Source organism: Halomonas sp. JS92-SW72 (assembly GCF_003547075.1).
Classification (GTDB): Bacteria; Pseudomonadota; Gammaproteobacteria; order Pseudomonadales; family Halomonadaceae; genus Halomonas; species Halomonas alkalicola.
In genome coordinates this window covers 1553131-1572525 of sequence record NZ_CP032147.1, presented here as the reverse complement: position 1 = coordinate 1572525, position 19395 = coordinate 1553131, and the positions used below count along the sequence as shown (strand labels likewise).

General features: G+C 68.2%; 19 protein-coding genes. 15 read left to right on the top strand and 4 right to left on the bottom strand.

Going from position 1 to position 19395, the window contains the following annotated elements:
- Window positions 1-25: 25 nt before the first annotated feature.
- On the top strand, window positions 26-997 hold the full coding sequence (gene cysB, locus D1793_RS07370; RefSeq protein ID WP_119021588.1) for an HTH-type transcriptional regulator CysB: 972 nt from the start codon (window positions 26-28) through the stop codon (window positions 995-997).
- 103 nt (window positions 998-1100) lie between these two features.
- Here cysB and D1793_RS07365 read toward each other — a convergent pair whose 3' ends face one another.
- Window positions 1101-1841 (bottom strand): phosphoadenylyl-sulfate reductase, encoded by a 741-nt coding sequence (locus D1793_RS07365; RefSeq protein ID WP_119021587.1) that lies wholly within the window; start codon window positions 1839-1841, stop codon window positions 1101-1103.
- Between the two features lie 108 nt (window positions 1842-1949).
- Window positions 1950-3326: an aminodeoxychorismate synthase component I gene (gene pabB, locus D1793_RS07360; protein WP_119023616.1), complete on the bottom strand. Its 1377-nt coding sequence runs from the start codon at window positions 3324-3326 to the stop codon at window positions 1950-1952.
- A 226-nt stretch (window positions 3327-3552) separates the two neighbouring features.
- Here pabB and D1793_RS07355 point away from each other — a divergent pair, with 226 nt between their 5' ends.
- The 5 genes from D1793_RS07355 to prpF all read left to right on the top strand — a co-directional run bounded on the left by D1793_RS07355 (window position 3553) and on the right by prpF (window position 10432).
- Window positions 3553-4263 carry a GntR family transcriptional regulator gene (locus tag D1793_RS07355; protein WP_119021586.1) on the top strand — a complete coding sequence of 237 codons (711 nt, stop codon included), beginning with the start codon at window positions 3553-3555 and terminating at the stop codon, window positions 4261-4263.
- Window positions 4264-4322: 59 nt separating this feature from the next.
- Window positions 4323-5213: a methylisocitrate lyase gene (prpB, locus tag D1793_RS07350; protein ID WP_119021585.1), complete on the top strand. Its 891-nt coding sequence runs from the start codon at window positions 4323-4325 to the stop codon at window positions 5211-5213.
- Between the two features lie 46 nt (window positions 5214-5259).
- Entirely contained in the window at window positions 5260-6387 is a 1128-nt protein-coding gene (gene prpC / locus D1793_RS07345; protein WP_119021584.1) for a 2-methylcitrate synthase, read from the top strand.
- Window positions 6388-6486: 99 nt separating this feature from the next.
- Window positions 6487-9117: a Fe/S-dependent 2-methylisocitrate dehydratase AcnD gene (gene acnD / locus D1793_RS07340; protein WP_119021583.1), complete on the top strand. Its 2631-nt coding sequence runs from the start codon at window positions 6487-6489 to the stop codon at window positions 9115-9117.
- A 136-nt stretch (window positions 9118-9253) separates the two neighbouring features.
- A complete protein-coding gene (prpF, locus tag D1793_RS07335; RefSeq protein WP_119021582.1) occupies window positions 9254-10432 on the top strand; it encodes a 2-methylaconitate cis-trans isomerase PrpF in 1179 nt (392 codons plus the stop codon).
- A gap of 472 nt (window positions 10433-10904) precedes the next feature.
- Here prpF and D1793_RS07330 read toward each other — a convergent pair whose 3' ends face one another.
- Together D1793_RS07330 and lexA are read right to left on the bottom strand one after the other, a co-directional pair.
- A complete protein-coding gene (locus tag D1793_RS07330; protein WP_119021581.1) occupies window positions 10905-11522 on the bottom strand; it encodes a YigZ family protein in 618 nt (205 codons plus the stop codon).
- Window positions 11522-12007: a transcriptional repressor LexA gene (gene lexA, locus D1793_RS07325; RefSeq protein ID WP_119021580.1), complete on the bottom strand. Its 486-nt coding sequence runs from the start codon at window positions 12005-12007 to the stop codon at window positions 11522-11524. Before lexA ends, D1793_RS07330 begins: the two co-directional genes overlap by 1 nt.
- Before the next feature lie 216 nt (window positions 12008-12223).
- Here lexA and ccmA point away from each other — a divergent pair, with 216 nt between their 5' ends.
- Genes ccmA through ccmI form a run of 9 tightly spaced genes read left to right on the top strand, consistent with a single transcriptional unit; the run spans window position 12224 to window position 19390 of the window.
- Window positions 12224-12871, top strand: coding sequence for a cytochrome c biogenesis heme-transporting ATPase CcmA (ccmA, locus tag D1793_RS07320; RefSeq protein WP_119021579.1), 648 nt, complete (start codon window positions 12224-12226; stop codon window positions 12869-12871).
- Complete coding sequence (ccmB, locus tag D1793_RS07315; protein WP_119021578.1) at window positions 12858-13601, top strand: heme exporter protein CcmB; 744 nt, start codon at window positions 12858-12860, stop codon at window positions 13599-13601. The genes ccmA and ccmB overlap by 14 nt, the downstream gene beginning before the upstream one ends.
- A gap of 14 nt (window positions 13602-13615) precedes the next feature.
- Window positions 13616-14356: a heme ABC transporter permease gene (locus D1793_RS07310; protein ID WP_119021577.1), complete on the top strand. Its 741-nt coding sequence runs from the start codon at window positions 13616-13618 to the stop codon at window positions 14354-14356.
- The gene (gene ccmD / locus D1793_RS07305) at window positions 14356-14595 is read left to right on the top strand and encodes a heme exporter protein CcmD (protein WP_119021576.1); all 240 of its coding nucleotides are present in this window, start codon (window positions 14356-14358) and stop codon (window positions 14593-14595) included. The genes D1793_RS07310 and ccmD overlap by 1 nt, the downstream gene beginning before the upstream one ends.
- A 1-nt stretch (window position 14596) precedes the next feature.
- Window positions 14597-15118, top strand: coding sequence for a cytochrome c maturation protein CcmE (ccmE, locus tag D1793_RS07300; protein ID WP_119023615.1), 522 nt, complete (start codon window positions 14597-14599; stop codon window positions 15116-15118).
- 12 nt (window positions 15119-15130) lie between these two features.
- Window positions 15131-17149 (top strand): heme lyase CcmF/NrfE family subunit, encoded by a 2019-nt coding sequence (locus D1793_RS07295; protein ID WP_119021575.1) that lies wholly within the window; start codon window positions 15131-15133, stop codon window positions 17147-17149.
- On the top strand, window positions 17146-17679 hold the full coding sequence (locus D1793_RS07290) for a DsbE family thiol:disulfide interchange protein (protein ID WP_119021574.1): 534 nt from the start codon (window positions 17146-17148) through the stop codon (window positions 17677-17679). The genes D1793_RS07295 and D1793_RS07290 overlap by 4 nt, the downstream gene beginning before the upstream one ends.
- On the top strand, window positions 17670-18143 hold the full coding sequence (locus tag D1793_RS07285) for a cytochrome c-type biogenesis protein (protein ID WP_119021573.1): 474 nt from the start codon (window positions 17670-17672) through the stop codon (window positions 18141-18143). The genes D1793_RS07290 and D1793_RS07285 overlap by 10 nt, the downstream gene beginning before the upstream one ends.
- On the top strand, window positions 18140-19390 hold the full coding sequence (ccmI, locus tag D1793_RS07280) for a c-type cytochrome biogenesis protein CcmI (protein ID WP_119021572.1): 1251 nt from the start codon (window positions 18140-18142) through the stop codon (window positions 19388-19390). Before D1793_RS07285 ends, ccmI begins: the two co-directional genes overlap by 4 nt.
- The last annotated feature ends 5 nt before the right edge of the window (window positions 19391-19395 follow it).

Genomic DNA, 19395 nt, shown 5'->3' with positions numbered 1-19395 from the left:
GGCGGCGGCCAGGGAGTTTGTCATCATGAAGCTGCAGCAGCTGCGCTATATCTGGGAAGTCACCCGCCACAACCTCAACGTCTCGGCCACCGCCCAGAGCCTGTTCACCTCCCAGCCGGGGATCTCCAAGCAGATCCGCCTGCTGGAGGACGAGCTGGGGGTGGAGATCTTCGCCCGCAGCGGCAAGCACCTGACCCGGGTGACCCCGGCCGGGCAGGCCATCGTCGAACTGGCCGGCGAGGTCCTGCGCCTGACCGAGAACATCAAGGAGGTGGCCCAGGAGTTCAGCGACGAGCGGCGCGGCAGCCTGGCCATTGCCACCACCCATACCCAGGCGCGTTACGCGCTGCCGCCGGTGATCAGCGAGTTCACCCGCAAGTATCCCGATGTGGCCCTGCACATGCAGCAGGGCACCCCCAAGCAGATCGCCCAGATGGTCAGCGACGGCCAGGCGGATTTCGCCATCGCCACCGAGTCCCTGGAACTCTTCAATGACCTGGTGCTGCTGCCCTGCTACCGCTGGAACCGCTGTCTGCTGGTCCCCCGCGGGCACCCCCTGGCCGACGAGCCCGAGCTCACCCTGGAGGCCCTGGCCCGCTATCCGCTGGTCACCTACGTGTTCGGCTTCACCGGCCGTTCCCAGCTGGACGACGCCTTCCGGGCCCGGGGGCTGACGCCCAACGTGGTGCTGACCGCCGCCGACGCCGACGTGATCAAGACCTACGTGCGCCTCGGTATGGGGGTGGGCATCGTCGCCCATATGGCGGTGGACCCGGAGCACGACACCGACCTGGTGGCGCTGGATGCCGGCCACCTCTTCGAGAGCTCCACCACCAAGATCGGCATCCGCCGCGGCACCTTCATGCGCGGCTACATGTACGACTTCCTGCAGGGCTTCGCCCCGCACCTGGAGCGTGACCTGGTCGATGCCGCCCTGGCGGCGGGGCCACGGCACGAGGCGCCGCTCTTCGAGGGGCTCACGCTGCCGGTGCGCTAGCCTCGCAGGGCCCCCATCCCCCGGAAGGGGCGGTGGGGCCTTGAGCGACGAAGGGCGCCCCGCGGGGCGCCCTTCGTCTCTCTGCTCCCTGCTCCGCTTCCGCTCAGCGGGGGGCGGAGGAGGGGAGGTTGGTGGCGTGCAGGCCGCACTCCTTGCCGCCCTGCTCCTCCCACCACCAGCGCCCCTCGCGCTCGTGCTGGCCGGGCAGGGTGGGGCGGGTGCAGGGCTCGCAGCCGATGCTGACGAAGCCGCGTTCATGCAGGGGGTTGTAGGGGACGTCGAACATGCGGATGTAGGTCCACACTTCCTCGCTCGACCAGTGGGTCAGCGGATTGATCTTGTAAAGCGGGCTCGCTTCGCTGCCGAAGCCGTGGTCGTGCTCGGCGATCTGCAGGCTCGAGCGGGTGCCGGGGCTCTGATCGCGGCGCTGGCCGGTGACCCACATCGGCAGGCCGGCGAGGCGGGCGCGCAGCGGCGCCACCTTGCGGATGCCGCAGCACTCCTGATGGCCATCGCGATAGAAGCTGAAGAGTCCCTTCTCGCCCACCAGTGCCTGAACCGCCTCGGGGTCGGGGAAGCGCACGTCGATGGCGATGCCGTAATGCTCGCGGACCCGCTCGATGAAGGCGTAGGTCTCCGGATGCAGCCGGCCGGTATCCAGGGCGAAGACATGGACGGCCTCCTTCGGCGCGACCTTCAGGGCCAGGTCGATCAGCACCACGTCCTCGGCGCCGGAAAAGGAGAGCGTCAGCTCGCCGAAGGCCTGGTAGGCGGCGCGGAGGATCTCCTTGGGGGTCGCCTGGTCGTGCTCCAGGACGAAACGGTTGGGGTCGAAGCTTGCCATGCTGGCCTCCTTGGGCTCGATGGCCGTTACCCTAACAAGGCCGAGCCCGCCGCCCCCAATACCGATTTCTTGGATATCTATTCCTTTGGGGAGCAAGAGGCAAGGTTCTTATGCATTTTCTGCCAATTCATTGTCCGCGAGGGCGGCCATCAGGTGGCCGATCTTGTCGAGGGTCTCCTGATACTCCGCCTCGCCCTCGGAGTCGGCCACCAGGCCGCCGCCGCCCCACAGGTGGAGTTGGCCGTCGTCGGCCACGGCGGTGCGAATGGCAATGGAGGTGTCCATGCCCCCGCGCACGTCCACATAGCCGAGGCTGCCGCAGTAGGCGCTGCGCCGGCTCGGCTCCAGCTCCTCGATGATCTGCATGGCGCGCACCTTGGGGGCGCCGGTGATGGAGCCGCCGGGGAAGGCGGCGGCCAGCAGCTCGAGGGGCGTGCGCCCTGGGGCCAGCTCACCGGTGACCACGCTGACCAGATGGTGCACGTTGGCGTAGCTCTCCAGGCCGCACAGCTGGGGCACCCGCACGCTGCCGGGGCGGCAGACGCGGCCCAGGTCGTTGCGCAGCAGGTCGACGATCATCACGTTCTCGGCGCGGTCCTTGAGGCTGGCGGCGAGCGCGTTGGCCAGCCGCCGGTCGTCGGCGGGCGTCGCCCCCCGGGGGCGGGTGCCCTTGATGGGGCGGGTCTCCACCTTACCGTCGCGGCACTCCAGGAAGCGCTCCGGCGAGAGCGAGAGGAGCGCCTGCTCGCCGTGGGCGGTGGGCCATGCCATATAGCCGGCATAGGGGGTCGGGGTGGCCTGGCGCAGGCGGCAATAGGCTGCCCACAGGTCGCCCGCGTAGGGGGCGCTGAAGCGCTGGGCCAGGTTGATCTGGTAGCAGTCACCGGCGCGGATATAGCGCTGCACGGCGGCGAAGCGCGCGAGGTAGTCGGCGCGGGAGAGCTCCCCGGTGAAGGGGGCGGTGAGCCGAAACCCGCCGGCCTCTGCGGCGGCTGCCGCCAGCCAGCCCTCCACCTGCCGGCGGCGCTCGGCAGTGGCCACCAGCCAGCTCTCGCGCCGCTCATGGTCCTGGATCAGCGCCCAGTCGTAGAGGCCGACCCGGCTCGCCGGCAGGTCGACCACCGGCCGGGCGCACTCGCCCACCGGCTCCAGCAGCCGCCCCAGGTCATAGCTCCAGTAGCCGATCAGACCCCCCAGGAAAGGCAGCTCGCTTGCCGCGTCGGGCACCGGAAGGCGCTCCAGCAGCGCCTGCTGGGCGGCGAAGGGCGAGAGCCCGGCAAGCTCGGGAACGCCGCTGACGCGGCCCCGGGCATCGACGGCAAGCGTCGCCAGCGGATCGCTGGAGAGGATGTCGAAGCGCCCTGCGGGGGCAGAGGGGCGCCCGCTGTCGAGCAGCACCGCGCCGGGGCGCCTGCGCAGGCGGGCGAAGTGCTCGAGCGGCGTCTCCTGATAGGGCAGGGGAGTGATCTGAAGGGATGCGTTCATGACCGGGCCTTGCGAAAACAGGCGGCCCATTCTAGGCGTCTCGACGGGTCTTGTCCCTGTTCTTGCCCGCCGCGGGGGCCAGCGCTGTGCTGACATTGTCGACAGCCCCTTCGATGGCAGGGGGGTTGTCTACAACCAAAGGTGAAGCTTTCCGGGGTTTCTGCGTATTGACCCCATTCTGGGGAGTGGCTACTCTCTCTTCACCGAATAATTGTCGACAATTGCCATGACCTCAGTCGAAACCGAAACCACCCCCCCGGAAGTGCGCACCCTGGCGGAGCGCGTCTTCCAGCAGCTCCAGGACGCCATCGTGCGCGGCGAGCTGGCGCCGGGCAGCAAGATCACCGAGCCGGGCCTCTCCAGGGCCTACGGCATCTCGCGCGGCCCGCTGCGCGAGGCGATGCGTCGCCTCGAGGCGCACCGCCTGATCGAGCGGGTGCCTCATGTGGGTGCCCGGGTGGTGAAGCTCTCCATGAAGGAGCTGCTGGAGCTGTTCGACGTGCGCGAGGCGCTGGAGAGCATGGCGGCCCGGCTGGCGGCCGAGCACATGACCGCCGAGGAGATCGCTGGGCTGCGCGAGCTCCTGGCGATGCATGAGCGTCAGGCCGACCTCAAGAAGGGCGAGGCCTACTTCCAGCGCGAGGGCGATCTGGACTTCCACTACCGGATCGTCCAGGGCAGCCACAATCGCATGCTGGTGACCCTGCTGTGCGACGACCTCTACTACCTGGTGCGGCTCTATCGCACCCAGTTCAGCGCCAGCGGCTCGCGGCCTCAGCGCGCCTTCGTCGAGCACCATCGCATCGTCGATGCCATCGAGGCCGGCGATACCGAGCTTGCCGAACTGCTGATGCGGCGTCACGTCAGCGCCTCACGGGCCAATGTGGTCGACCGCTATGCGGCCACCCTGCGTCAGGCGGCCGAGACCACATCCTGATTCGAACCGAACCCCCGCGGCCCGGACCTTCCAGGCCAGCCCCCTACAGGAGAGAGACCATGACCCAGCAGACCCCCGGCGCCCGCTTCCGTGCCGCCCTCGAGGCCAATCGCCCGCTGCCCATCGTCGGTACCATCAACGCCTACACCGCCATGATGGCCAAGCGCGTCGGCCACCAGGCCATCTATCTCTCCGGCGGCGGCGTGGCCAATGCCTCCTTCGGCCTGCCGGATCTCGGCATGACCACCATGAACGACGTGGTCGAGGATGCCCACCGCATCTGCGGCGCCACCGACCTGCCGCTGCTGGTGGATATCGATACCGGCTGGGGCGGCGCCTTCAACATCGCCCGCACCGTCAAGGAGATGCAGCGCGCGGGCGTTGCCGCCGTGCACATCGAGGACCAGGTCGCCCAGAAGCGCTGCGGCCACCGCCCCAACAAGGCCATCGTCTCCCAGCAGGAGATGGTCGACCGCGTCAAGGCCGCCGCCGATGCGCGCATCGACCCGGACTTCTACCTGATCGCCCGCACCGACGCCTTCCAGAAGGATGGGCTGGATGCCGCCATCGAACGTGCCCAGGCCTGCATCGAGGCCGGCGCCGACGCCATCTTCGCCGAGGCGGTGCACACCCTGGACGACTACAAGGCCTTCTGCGAGCGCGTCGACGCGCCGATCCTGGCCAACATCACCGAGTTCGGCGCCACGCCGCTGTTCTCCCAGCAGGAACTGGGCGAGGTGGGCTGCCGCATGGTGCTCTATCCGCTGTCCGCCTTCCGCGCCATGAACGCCGCGGCGCTCAAGGTCTATCAGAGCATCCATGCCAACGGCCACCAGCGCGACGTGGTGGAGCTGATGCAGACTCGCGACGAGCTCTACGACTTCCTGAACTACCACAGCTTCGAGCAGAAGCTCGATGCGCTCTTTGCCGAGAAGGGCAGCGACGCCTGAGTCGCGCCCGCCAGTCACTTCGGATACCTACAAGAGGAGAGAGATCATGGTTGATAAACCCATCGGCGGCGCCGGCCTGCGTGGCCAGAGTGCAGGTACCACCGCCCTGTGTACCGTGGGCAAGACCGGTTCCGGCCTGACCTATCGCGGCTTCGACATCAAGGAGCTGGCGGAAAAGGCGAAGTTCGAGGAAGTGGCCTACCTGCTGCTCAAGGGCAAGCTGCCCAACCAGGCCGAGCTCGACGCCTACATTTCCAAGCTCAAGGGCCTGCGTGGCCTGCCGCAGCCGCTCAAGACCGTGCTGGAGCAGATCCCCAAGGACGCCCACCCCATGGACGTGATGCGCACCGGCGCCTCCATGCTGGGCAACCTGGAGACCGAGCAGAGCTTCGACGAGCAGCAGGATGTCTCCGACCGCCTGCTGGCCGTGCTGCCCTCGATCATCTGCTACTGGTACCGCTTCAGCCACGACGGCGTGCGCATCGAGACCGAGACCGACGATGACTCCGTGGGTGCCCACTTCCTGCACCTGCTGCGCGGCGAGGCCCCCTCCGAGCTGCATGCTCGCGTCATGAACGTCTCGCTGATCCTCTACGCCGAGCACGAGTTCAACGCCTCGACCTTCACCGCGCGCGTCTGCGCCTCGACTCTCTCCGACATGCACTCCTGCGTGACCGGCGCCATCGGCTCGCTGCGCGGTCCGCTCCACGGCGGCGCCAACGAGGCGGCCATGGACATGATCGAGAACTGGGCCTCCGCCGACGAGGCCGAGCGCGAGATCATGGGCATGCTCGAGCGCAAGGAGAAGATCATGGGCTTCGGCCATGCGATCTATCGCGAGTCCGACCCGCGCAACGCCATCATCAAGGAGTGGTCCAAGAAGCTGGCCGAGGACGTGGGCGACACCGTTCTCTATCCAGTCTCCGAGCGCGTCGAGGCGGTGATGTGGCGCGAGAAGAAGCTGTTCTGCAACGCCGACTTCTTCCATGCCAGTGCCTACCACTTCATGGACATCCCCACCAAGCTGTTCACGCCGATCTTCGTCTGCTCGCGCGTTACCGGCTGGGCGGCTCATGTCTTCGAGCAGCGCGCCAACAACCGTATCATTCGCCCGAGCGCCGATTACGTCGGCCCGGAGAAGAGCGAGTGGGTGCCCATCGAGCAGCGCGACTGAGTCGCCACGCCGCGGAGGTGGCCTAGGGCCGCCTCCGCCCCGCTTGCCCAAGCACCTCCTCATCCCGCCCTTCAACGACCACGCGAAGACTTCGACGCCATGAATACCGAATATCGTAAACCGCTTCCCGGCACCGAGCTGGACTACTTCGACGTGCGTGCGGCCGTCGAGGAGATCCAGCCCGGTGCCTATGACACCCTTCCCTACACCTCCCGGGTGCTCGCCGAGCAGCTGGTGCGTCGCTGCGAGCCGGAATTGCTCAACGATGCCCTCAAGCAGCTGATCGAGCGCCGCCGTGACCTGGACTTCCCCTGGTACCCGGCCCGGGTGGTGTGCCACGACATCCTCGGCCAGACGGCGCTTGTCGACCTGGCCGGCCTGCGCGACGCCATCGCCGAGCAGGGCGGTGACCCCGCCAAGGTCAACCCGGTGGTGCCGACCCAGCTGATCGTCGACCACTCGCTCGCTGTGGAGCACGCCGGCTTCGAGCCGGACGCCTTCGAGAAGAACCGCGCCATCGAGGATCGTCGCAACGAGGACCGTTTCCACTTCATCGAGTGGACCAAGACCGCCTTCGAGAACGTCGACGTGATCCCCGCCGGCAACGGCATCATGCACCAGATCAACCTGGAGAAGATGTCGCCGGTGGTCCAGGCGCGCCCGGATGAGAATGGAAAGCGCGTGGCCTATCCCGACACCTGCGTGGGCACCGACAGCCACACGCCGCACATCGACTGCCTGGGCGTCATCGCCATCGGCGTCGGTGGCCTCGAAGCCGAGACCGTGATGCTGGGCCGTCCCTCCATGATGCGGCTGCCCGACATTGTCGGCGTGGAGCTGACCGGCAGGCCCAAGCCCGGCATCACCGCCACCGATATCGTGCTGGCGATCACCGAGTTCCTGCGCAAGGAGCGCGTGGTCGGCGCCTATCTCGAGTTCTACGGCGAGGGGGCCAAGAGCCTCACCATCGGCGACCGCGCCACCATCTCCAACATGACCCCGGAGTACGGTGCGACCGCGGCGATGTTCTACATCGACGAGCAGACCATCGACTACCTGACGCTCACCGGCCGCGAGTCGGAGCAGGTCGAGCTGGTGGAAAAGTACGCCAAGCAGACCGGCCTGTGGGCCGACAGCCTGGCCAACGCCCAGTACGAGCGGGTGCTGACCTTCGACCTTTCCAGCGTCGAGCGCAACCTGGCCGGCCCCTCCAACCCGCACCGCCGCCTGCCCACCAGTGCGCTGCACGAGCGCGGCATCGCCGTGGACTACGACAAGGCCCAGGCGGAGGAGAAGGAAGGCCGGATGCCCGATGGCGCGGTGATCATCGCCGCCATCACCAGCTGCACCAATACCTCGAACCCGCGCAACGTGGTGGGAGCGGGCCTGCTCGCCAAGAAGGCCAACGAGCTCGGCCTGATTCGCAAGCCCTGGGTGAAGTCGTCCTTTGCCCCGGGGTCCAAGGTCGCGCGGCTCTATCTCGAGGAGTCAGGCCTGCTGCCGGAGCTGGAGAAGCTCGGCTTCGGCATCGTCGCCTACGCCTGCACCACCTGTAACGGCATGTCCGGGGCGCTGGATCCCAAGATCCAGCAGGAGATCATCGACCGCGATCTCTACGCCACCGCCGTGCTCTCCGGCAACCGCAACTTCGACGGCCGCATCCACCCCTACGCCAAGCAGGCCTTCCTGGCCTCGCCGGCGCTGGTGGTGGCCTACGCCATCGCCGGGACCGTGCGCTTCGACATCGAGAAGGACGTGCTGGGCACCGACAAGGACGGCAACCCGGTCACCCTCAAGGACCTGTGGCCCTCCGACGAGGAGATCGACGCTATCGTCGGCGAGTTCGTCAAGCCGGAGCAGTTCAAGCAGGTCTACATCCCGATGTTCGACCTGGACGCCTTCGAGAAGGCCGAGAGCCCGCTCTACGACTGGCGCCCGCAGAGCACCTACATCCGCCGCCCGCCCTACTGGGAAGGCACCATGGCGGCCGAGCGCGAGCTCAAGGGCATGCGGCCCCTGGCGATCCTGCCGGACAACATCACCACCGACCATCTGTCGCCGTCGAATGCCATCATGATGGACAGCGCGGCGGGCGAGTACCTGCACAAGATGGGCCTGCCGGAGGAGGACTTCAACTCCTACGCCACCCACCGCGGCGACCATCTCACCGCCCAGCGGGCGACGCTAGCCAACCCCAAGCTCTTCAACGAGATGGTGCGGGACGACGCAGGCGAGGTGGTGCAGGGGTCGCTGGCGCGGGTCGAGCCGGAAGGCCAGGTGATGCGCATGTGGGAGGCCATCGAGACCTACATGAACCGCAAGCAGCCGCTGATCATCATCGCCGGCGCCGACTACGGTCAGGGCTCGTCCCGTGACTGGGCGGCCAAGGGCGTGGCGCTGGCCGGGGTCGAGGCGATCGTGGCCGAGGGCTTCGAGCGCATCCACCGCACCAACCTGATCGGCATGGGCGTGATGCCACTGCAGTTCCAGGAGGGCACCACTCGCCACACCCTGCAGCTCGACGGCACCGAGACCTACGACGTAGAAGGCAAGGCGGCGCCGGGCGCGACCCTGGAACTGGTTATCCATCGCAAGACCGGCGAAGTCGACCGGGTGCCGGTGACCTGCCGCCTGGATACCGCGGAAGAGGTCACCGTCTACTCCGCCGGTGGCGTGCTGCAGCGCTTCGCCAAGGACTTCCTGGAGTCCACGGCCGAGGCGACAAGCTGAAGCCAGGCGGCGGGGTCATGGGCCTCGCCGTCTTGTCGGCAGCTCGAAGCTTCCCCGGCGCTTCTCGCTTTAGGCGGCTTCATCGTTTTCCTGCCGCGTCCTCGGGCGCGGCAGCCTTCCCTCCGGAGCTTCTTTCATGGCACACGTTCACCAGATTCGTATTCCCGCCACCTACATGCGCGGCGGCACCAGCAAGGGCGTCTTCTTCCGGCTCGACGACCTGCCCGAGGCGGCGCGCCAGCCCGGTGAGGCCCGCGACCGCCTGCTGATGCGGGTGATCGGCAGCCCCGACCCCTACCAGAAGCAGATCGACGGCATGGGCGGGGCCACCTCCAGCACCAGCAAGACGGTGATCCTCTCGAAGAGCGAGAGCCCCGACCACGACGTGGACTACCTCTTCGGCCAGGTCGCCATCGACAAGGCCTTCGTCGACTGGAGCGGCAACTGCGGCAACCTCTCCGCCGCCGTGGGCCCCTTCGCGGTGGCCAACGGCCTGGTGGACCCGGCGCGCATTCCGGAGAACGGCGTGGTGGAGGTGCGCATCTGGCAGGCCAATATCGGCAAGACCATCGTCTGCCAGGTGCCCATCACCGACGGCGAGGTGCAGGAGACCGGCGACTTCGAGCTGGACGGCGTGACCTTCCCGGCGGCCGAGGTGCCGGTGGCCTTCAAGGACCCCGCCGACGGCGAGGGGGCGATCTTCCCCACCGGCAATCTGGTCGATGATCTCGAGGTGCCGGGGGTGGGTACGCTCAAGGCGACCCTGATCAACGCCGGCATTCCCACCGTCTTCATCAATGCCGCCGAACTCGGCTATACCGGTACCGAGCTGCAGGAGGCGATCAACGGCGACGCCGAGGCGCTGGCGCGCTTCGAGACCATTCGCGCCCACGGGGCGGTGAAGATGGGGCTGATCCAGGACGTGGCCGAGGCGGCCTCTCGCCAGCACACCCCCAAGGTCGCCTTCGTGGCGCCTCCGGCGAGCTATAGCGCCTCCAGCGGCAAGGCGGTCGAAGCCGCGGAGATCGATCTCCTGGTGCGGGCGCTCTCCATGGGCAAGCTGCATCACGCCATGATGGGGACCGCCGCGGTGGCGATCGCCTCCGCCGCGGCCATCGAGGGCACCCTGGTCAACCTGGCCGCTGGCGGCGGCAAGCGCAACGCCGTCACCTTCGGCCACCCCTCCGGCACCCTGCGGGTGGGCGCCGAGGCAAGCCTGGTGGATGGTCGCTGGGTGATCGACGAGGCGGTGATGAGCCGCAGCGCCCGGGTGCTGATGGAGGGCTTCGTACGCATTCCCGGCGACAGCTTCTGATCGATCTGCCTGTGGGTGCCAGGGGCCCGGAACCTCGTTGAGCTCCGGGTCCCTGGCCTCGCCGAGCGATATCTTGATATGGGTCATGGCCCTTTGCGTGTCGTTGAGCTACATTTTTCTAGCGGAAGGGGTTGCACCCCTCGGGGGAAAACCGTAAAGTACGCATCCGCTGCCGGTGACCAGCAAGGTTGCAGGCGGTAAAAAGTGGTAGAAGTGGTTGTTCTGCTTGGGATTTTTGAAAGTTTCGAAAATCTTCTCGCTTGACACTCATCGCGGATTCGCTAGAATGCGCACCACTTGTTCTGCAGGGCTCGCTGAGGGCTCTATTCGCAGCGTGGCCGGGGTGATCGGCTCGGCGGTGGCCGCGGGGGTGATGATCAAGTACCTGGGCTGAGGCTCGCCGGTACCGTCACGCAAGCGGCGCCCCTCGGGGCGCCGTTTGCGTGGTGGGCACAGGAGGAGGGGCGGGGCGTCACCTCTCGAGCAGCGCCAGCCGCCCGCGCAGCCTCGATTCGAGCTCGCTGAGGTCGATGGGGGTGTCGCTGGGCCAGCCCACGGTCAGCACCACGCCGTCGGCGGCGTAGTCGGCGGCTTCCACGGGGATCTCCCGGCTGGCCAGCCAGCCGCGGGCCTCGGCCTCGCCGGCGAAGGCCACCTGCAGCCGGCGTGGCGTGCGCTCCACCACCTGGCGGTGAGGCAGACTCTCCAGGCCCTGGGCCACGGCCTGGGCATAGGCGCGGGCCAGGCCGCCGGTGCCCAGCTTGGTGCCCCCGAAGTAGCGGGTCACCACGCAGCCCACCTGCCCGAGCCCCGAGCCCTGCAGTACCTGATACATGGGGCGTCCGGCGGTGCCGCCGGGTTCGCCGTCGTCGGAGAAGCCGATGGCGGCCTGCTCGCCGGGCTGGCCGGCGATGAAGGCGCTGCAGTGGTGGCTCGCCGCGGGGTGGCGCCGCCGGGCCTCGGCCAGCAGCGCCTCGAAGGCGGCAGCGTCGGGGGCGTGGCACAGCCAGGTGATGAAGCGGCTCCTCTCCACCTCGAGCTCGCTCTCCTGCCAGGTGCCGGCGGACAGGTCGGGGACGGGGTAGCGCATCAGGCGGCCAGTTCCTCCTGGCGCACGACGCCCATCACCAGCCCCAGCACCTGGATGTCGCTGTTCTTCAGGAAGATCGGCGCCATGCGCTCGTTGGCCGGCTGCAGGCGCACGCCGGCGCGGTCGATATAGAGCTTCTTCAGGGTGACCTCCTGGTTGTTGATCATCACGACGGCGGTCTCGCCGTTCTCGGCGCTCTCCTGGCGCTCGATGATGATCACATCCCCGTCGAAGATGTTGCAATCGATCATGGAGTCGCCGCGCACCCGCAGCGCATAGGTGTTACGTCGCACCATGCGTCGGGGGACCCGGATGCTGGCGCTGTCCAGGCAGGCCTCGATGGGCAGACCCGCCGAGACATTGCCGAGCAGCGGCACCTCGACCAGGTGTTCGTCGGCGGCGTCCGTACCGTCGAGCAGGGCCCAGGCCTCGGCCAGGGGCAGGTTGGGGCGGCGAAGAAGGAACTGGGCGTTGACCTCGGGCATGGCGTGGGTCTCCTGTCGTCAGCCTTGTCGGCCGGATACTGTTGGCATATACAGTATCTGGCAAGCATAGCAGGGCCGCCCGATCACGCAAGGGGAGAGCATCGGCAGGAGGCTTGACCCCGGTCAACCGCGACCGGCTGACGCAGCCGGGAATCTGGCAGCAAAACCGCTTTCCGTGTAGAGTCTCGAGCCAAATTACCCATCCCGGAGTGTGCCTTGACCCTGAGCCTGCAAGCCCGAAAGCTGGCCTGTGAGCGGGATGATCGCTGGCTCTTCGAGGATCTCGATCTGGATATCCACGCGGGCGAGATCGTTCGCATCGAAGGCCCCAACGGCAGCGGCAAGACCACGCTGCTCAAGATCCTCTCCGGCCAGCTCGCCGACTATCAGGGCGAGCTGTTCTGGAACGGCGCGCCGATGCGTGAATCGCGCCAGGCCTTCCTCGAGAGCCTGCTCTACCTGGGCCATGCCCCGGGGGTAAAGGCGGCCCTGACGCCGCTGGAGAACCTGACCTGGTACCAGGCCCTGGCCGGCGAGCGCGGCAACGAGGCGGCGCGCCTGGCCGCCCTGGAGTCGGTGGGGCTGGTGGGCTTCGAGGACGTCCCCGCCGGGCAGCTTTCCGCCGGGCAGCAGCGTCGGGTGGCGCTGGCGCGCCTGGAGCTGACGCCGCGCCCGCTGTGGGTACTGGACGAGCCCTTCACCGCCATCGACCGCGACGGCGTGGCGGCGCTGGAGGAGCGGCTGATCGTGCATGCCCGCGCCGGCGGCTGCGTGCTGGTCACCACCCACCATGAGCTCAGGCAGACCGCCGAGCTGCGCCGCGTGCACCTGGGTAGAGGAGGGCAGCCGCATGGTGGGCTCTGAGACCCGGCTGGCGGCCGCCGAGAGCCGCGAGTCACGGCATGGGGAACCTGGCGGCGGCCTGGGGGTCGCACTCTGGGCGACCCTCCGGCGCGACCTGGTCCTGCTGATGCGCCGGCGCAGCGAGGTGCTCAACCCGCTGGTGTTCTTCGCGCTGGTGATCACCCTGTTTCCGATCGGCATCTCGCCGGATCCGCAGCTGCTGGCCACCATCGCCCCGGGCCTGCTGTGGGTGGCGGCGCTGCTGGCGGCGCTGCTCTCCCTGGACAGCCTGTTCCGCGGTGACTACGACGACGGTTCTCTCGAACAGCTGCTGCTGACGCCGCAGCCGCTGCCGATGCTGGCGCTGGCCAAGGTGGCGGTGCACTGGCTGCTGACCGGGCTGCCCCTGGCGCTGATGGCACCGGTGCTGGGGATCATGCTGTCGCTGCCGGCCGGCAGCTACCTGACGCTGGCGTTCTCGCTGGCGCTGGGCACGGCCAGCCTGAGCCTGATCGGCGCCATCGGCGCGGCGCTGACCGTGGGACTCTCCCGCGGCGGCGTGCTGCTGTCGCTGCTGGTGCTGCCGCTCTATATTCCGGTGCTGATCTTCGGCGCTGGTGCGGTGCAGGCGGCAATCCTCGGCGACGGAGCCGTCGCCCATCTGGCTATCCTGGGCGCCCTGCTGGCCCTGGCGCTGATGCTGGCCCCCTGGGCCATCGCAGCGTCACTGCGTATCAGCATCAACGGTTGAGAGGTGGAAGAAGCATGTGGGCCTTTATTAACAAGTTGCGTTCCCCCAAGTGGTTCTACGCCATCGGGGCCAGGCTGCAGCCGTTCTTCTGGCTCGCCGCGGCCGCGCTGATCCTTACCGGCACCGTCTGGGGCCTGGCCTTTGCCCCCGCCGACTACCAGCAGGGCAACAGCTTCCGCATCATCTACGTCCATGTGCCCTCGGCCTTCCTGGCCCAGTCGATCTTCGTCAGCATGGCGGTGTGTGGCCTGGTCTACATGGTCTGGAAGATCAAGGTGGCCGACATGGCCGCCGCCATGATGGCACCGCTGGGCGCGGCCATGACCTTCGTGTCGCTCTTCTCCGGTGCGGTGTGGGGCGTGCCCACCTGGGGCACCTGGTGGATGTGGGACGCCCGCCTGACCTCGATGCTGATCCTGCTCTTCCTCTACCTGGGGGTGATCGCCCTGCGCGGCGCCTTCACGAGCCGCGACAGCGCCTCCCGGGCCGCCTCGGTGCTGGCCATGGTGGGGGTGATCAACATCCCGATCATCAAGTACTCGGTGGACTGGTGGTACACCCTGCACCAGCCGGCCACCTTCACCATCACCGGGCGCGTCGGCATGCCCATGGAGATGTGGGCGCCGCTGCTGATCATGGTGCTGGGCTTCTACAGCTTCTTCATTGCCCTGACCCTGATGCGCACCCGCAGCGAGATCCTGCGCCGCGAGTCCAACAAGCGCTGGGTGCGTGACCTGGCCGGGGAGGAGCGCTGATGGCCTTCGAGTCCTTCAACGAATTCATTGCCATGGGGGGCCATGCCCCCTACGTCTGGGCCGCCTGGGGAGTGACCGGCGCACTGCTGGTGGCGATCGTCCTGCACGCCCGCGCCGAGCGTCGCCAGCTGCTGCGCAACCTGCAGCGTCGGGTGCGGCGCGAGGAGCGCCTGGGCGCCAACCAGAGCGAGATGGCTGGAGTTTCACATCAAACGGGTGGTAATCGTCATGACACTTAGCCTGACACCGAAGCGCAAGCAGAAGCTCTACGTCATCCTGGGGCTGATCGCGCTGGCGGCCGTGGCCGTGGGCCTGACCCTCTATGCCCTGCGCGCCAACATCAACCTCTTCTTCAGCCCGGTGCAGATCGCCGCCGGCGAGGCGCCCTTCGAGCGCCAGATCCGTGCCGGCGGCATGGTCCGGGAGGGCACCGTGGTGCGCAACCCCGACAGCCTCGACGTGGAGTTCACCGTGACCGACTACGTGGACGACCTGCGCGTCCACTACAGCGGCATCCTGCCCGACCTGTTCCGCGAGGGGCAGGGCGTGGTGGTGGTCGGCCAGCTGCAGCATGACGGCTACCTCAAGGCGGACCAGGTGCTGGCCCGCCACGACGAGAACTACATGCCGCCCGAGGTGGCCCAGGCCCTGGAGGACGCCGGCTACAAGCCCGAGGACTTCCAGCAGAAGGCCGCCAAGGTGGCCAAGCGCCTGGAGGCCGAGGAAGCCAACGGCGACGGCGCCACCAGCAGCTCGTACTGATCAGGAGTGCCCATGCTGACCAAGATGATTCCCGAGATCGGCCACTACGCCCTGGTCATCGCCCTGCTGCTGGCGACGGTGCAGGCGGTGATGCCCCTGGCCGGTGCGGCGACCCGTCGCCCGCTGTGGATGGCCTATGCCCGGCCCATGGCGGCCGGTCAATTCCTGTTCGTGGCCATCGCCTATGCCTGCCTGACCGCGAGCTACATGCTGGACGACTTCAGCGTGATGAACGTGGCCAACAACTCCAACTCCATGCTGCCCTGGTACTACAAGTTCAGCGCGGTATGGGGCAACCACGAGGGGTCGGTGCTGCTGTGGAGCCTGATGCTGGCCGGCTGGGGCTACTTCGCGGCGCGCTTCTCCCGGGAGCTGCCCCGCGACATGGTCGCCCGGGTGATGGGCGTGATGGGCCTGGTCTGCGTGGGCTTCCTGCTCTTCATCCTGGTCACCTCCAACCCCTTCGAGCGGATCCTGCCGCACATGCCGGCGGACGGAGCGGACCTCAACCCGCTGCTCCAGGACATCGGCCTGATCCTGCACCCGCCGATGCTCTACATGGGCTACGTGGGCTTCTCGGTGGTCTTCGCCTTCGCCATCGCCGCCCTGCTGGGCGGGCGCCTGGATGCCGCCTGGGCGCGCTGGGCGCGCCCCTGGACCAACCTGGCCTGGGCCTTCCTCACCGTGGGCATCGCGCTGGGCAGCTGGTGGGCCTACTACGAGCTGGGCTGGGGCGGCTGGTGGTTCTGGGATCCGGTGGAGAACGCCTCCCTGCTGCCCTGGCTGACCGGCACCGCCCTGATGCACTCCCTGGCGGTCACCGAGAAGCGCGGCGCCTTCAAGAGCTGGACCCTGCTGCTGGCGATCTCCACCTTCTCGCTGTCGCTGCTGGGCACCTTCCTGGTGCGCTCCGGGGTGCTCACCTCGGTGCACGCCTTCGCCAACGATCCCTCCCGCGGCTTCTTCATCCTGATGCTGCTGGGGATCACCGTGGGCCTGTCGCTGCTGATCTTCGCCCTGCGCGCCCCGCGGGTCAGCCACAAGGTGGGCTTCGGCTGGCTCTCCCGGGATGCCCTGCTGCTGATCAACAACCTGATGCTGGTGATCATGACGGTCACCGTGCTGATGGGCACCGTCTATCCGCTGATCCTGGATGCCCTGGACCTGGGCAAGATCAGCGTGGGGCCTCCCTACTTCAATGCGCTGTTCGTGCCGCTGACCCTGATCATGTGCGTGTTCATGGGGCTCGGACCGATCGCCCGCTGGAAGGACACCGCGCCGAGCCTGCTGATCCAGCGGCTGTGGCTCTCCGCCGCGGTGGCCGTGGTGCTGGGCGCGGCGCTGCCGCTGATCTTCGCCGAGCGCTGGAGCGCGCCGGTGGCCATCGGCCTGATCGCCGCGCTTTGGATCGTGCTGCCCATGCTTCGCGACCTCTATGACAAGACCCGTCACGCCAGCTCCCTCGGCGCGGGACTCAAGAAGCTGTCGCTGGCCTACTGGGGCATGCAGCTCGGCCACCTGGGCGTGGCGGTGACCATCGTCGGCGTGGCGATCGTCTCCAACTACAACATCGAGCGCAATGTGCGCATGGGGCCGGGCGATAGCGTCCAGGTCGCCGGCTACACCTTCACCATGACCGAGCTCACCGATCGCCGCGGCCCCAACTTCCTGGCCGACCGCGCGGTGATCGAGGTGCAGCGTGGCGACCGTGAGCGCAGCTTCACCATGAACCCCGAGAAGCGCCTCTACATCGCCACCGGCATGCCGATGACCCAGGTGGCACTGCGCCCCGGCCTGTTCCGCGACCTCTACGTCGCCATGGGCGAGGACCTGGGCGACGGCAGCTGGGCCATGCGGGTGCAGTACAAGCCCTTCGTGCGCTGGCTGTGGCTGGGCGGCCTGCTGATGTCCATCGGCGGCGTGCTGGCCGTGGCCGACAAGCGCTACCGCCGCCTGGCCACCGCGCCGGATCCCGAGGAGGCCGCGCTCAAGGCCGCCTCGGGAGCTCCCGGCAAGGAGGCGGCCGCATGAACCGTCGCCTGCTGCTGCTGCTGCCGCTGGCCGGCTTCCTGGCGCTGTCGCTGTTCCTCTACCAGGGGCTCTCGCTGAACCCTTTCCACCGGGAGTCGGCGCTGATGGCCCGGGACTTCCCGGAGTTCGACCTCTCCACCCTGGAGGATCCCGAACGCCGGGTGGACCGCTCGCTGCTGACCACCGGCGAGCTCACCCTGGTCAACGTCTGGGGGGAGTGGTGTCCGGAGTGCAAGCGCGAGATGCCGCAGCTGCTCGACCTCTCCCATCGCCACGATGTCCGCATGGTCGGCATCAGTTGGAAGGATACCCGCGAGAAGGGCCTCGGCTTCCTCGAGGAGTTCGGCAATCCCTTCGAGATCAATATCTTCGACCCGGACAACGAGCTGGGCTTCGAGCTGGGCGTGTTCGGCGCGCCCGAGTCCTTCCTGGTGGATGCCGACGGGGTGATCCGCTATCACCACGTGGGCTACATCTCGCCGGGCGAGGTGCGCGAAAAGATCCTGCCGGAGGTGGAAAGATGGCGCTGATGCGAAACCTGATCACGACGCTCGCCCTGCTGCTGGTGAGCGGCCTGGCCCAGGCCGCGGCCATCGAGGTGCGCGAGTTCGACGACCCGGTGCTGGAGCAGCGCTACCGAAGCCTGACGGCCTCGCTGCGCTGCCCCACCTGCGAGAACCAGGCGATCAACGACTCCGATGCGCCGGTCTCCGGCGACATGCGTGACCGCGTCTACCTGCTGCTGCACGAGGGCATTTCCGACATCGAAATCCGCGACCACATGGTGCAGCGCTTCGGCGACTACGTGCTCTACAACCCCCGCCTGGAGGGCCGCACCTTCCTGCTGTGGGGGCTGCCGGCCGGCCTGGTGCTGCTCGCTGCCCTGCTGGTGGTGCTGATCGTGCGGTCCCGCCAGAACGCCTCCGCCAAGGCGCTCTCTGCCGAGGAGCGCGCCCGTCTGCAAGCCCTGATCAACCGCGAGAGAACCGAATGACCCTGTTATGGATTGCCTTCGCCGTCCTGCTGCTGCCGGCACTCTGGTTGCTGGTCGCCCCGCTGCGCCGGGCGCGTGCCGTGCATGACGCTCAGCGCGACCACGAGATCAACGACCGCACCGCGGAGCAGAACGTGGCGATCTTCCAGCGGCGCCTGGCGTCGCTGGAGGCAGCCCTCGAGCGTGGCGATATCGACCAGGCCCGCTTCGAGGAGGATCGCCTGGAGCTCGAGCGCGGCCTGCTCGAGGACACCGAGGGCCTCAAGCGGGCGCCGCTCAAGGCCTCCGCCTCCGGCCGCCTGGCCGTGCCGATCGTGATGGTGCTGGTGGTGGCGGCCAGCGTGCTCTGGTACCAGCGCGAGGGGGCCGAGGGCGACCTCACCCTGCTCGCGCTGCAGGAGGAGGTGCAGAACCACCCCGATGGCTCCATCGAGATGCTGATCGAGCGCCTCGAGGAGCAGGCCGTGCGCCAGCCCGGCAATCCCAACGTCTGGTCCTCGCTGTTCCCGCTCTATCGGGACATGGGCCAGGGCCGCGAGGCGATCCACGCCCTGGAGCGGCTGATCGAGCTCGAGGGGCGCCACCCCTCGCTGCTTGGCCAGCTGGCCCAGGTCGAGTTCTTCGTCGCCGACCGCCAGCTGACCCCCCGGGTGCAGGCGCTGGTGGACGAGACCCTGGAGCGCGACTCCAGCCAGCCCACGGTGCTCGGGGTGCTGGGCATCGAGGCCTTCGACCGCAGCGACTATGAGGGCGCCATCGACTACTGGCGGCGCGCCATCGCGGGCATGTCGGATGCCTCCTCCGGCCAGGCGCTGCGGGAAGGCATCCGCGTCGCCCAGGAGCGGCTGGGCGTCGAGCCTGAGGCCCGGGAGCCGACCATGGGCGAGGCCCAGGGGAACGGCATCCGCGTCCGGGTGAGCCTGGATCAGGCGCTCAATGGTCGCCTGGGCGAGGAGGCCACGGTATTCGTGGTGGCGCGCGACATGGAGGGCGAGCTGCCCCCCCTGGCCGTGGCCCGCTTCCCGGTCGGCGAGCTGCCCACCGAGGTGGTCCTCGACGAGCGCCATGCCATGTCCCCGGAGGCGAGCCTCGCCCAGGTGCGCGAGGCGCGGCTGATGGTGCGCGTCTCGGCCAGCGGCGACGCGGCCCCCCAGGCCGGCGACCTGTTCGGCGATCGCGAGGGGGTGCCGGTGGGCGCCACCGACGGCGAGCCCGTCGAGGTGGTGGTCGACCGTGTCTTCGACTAGCCTCG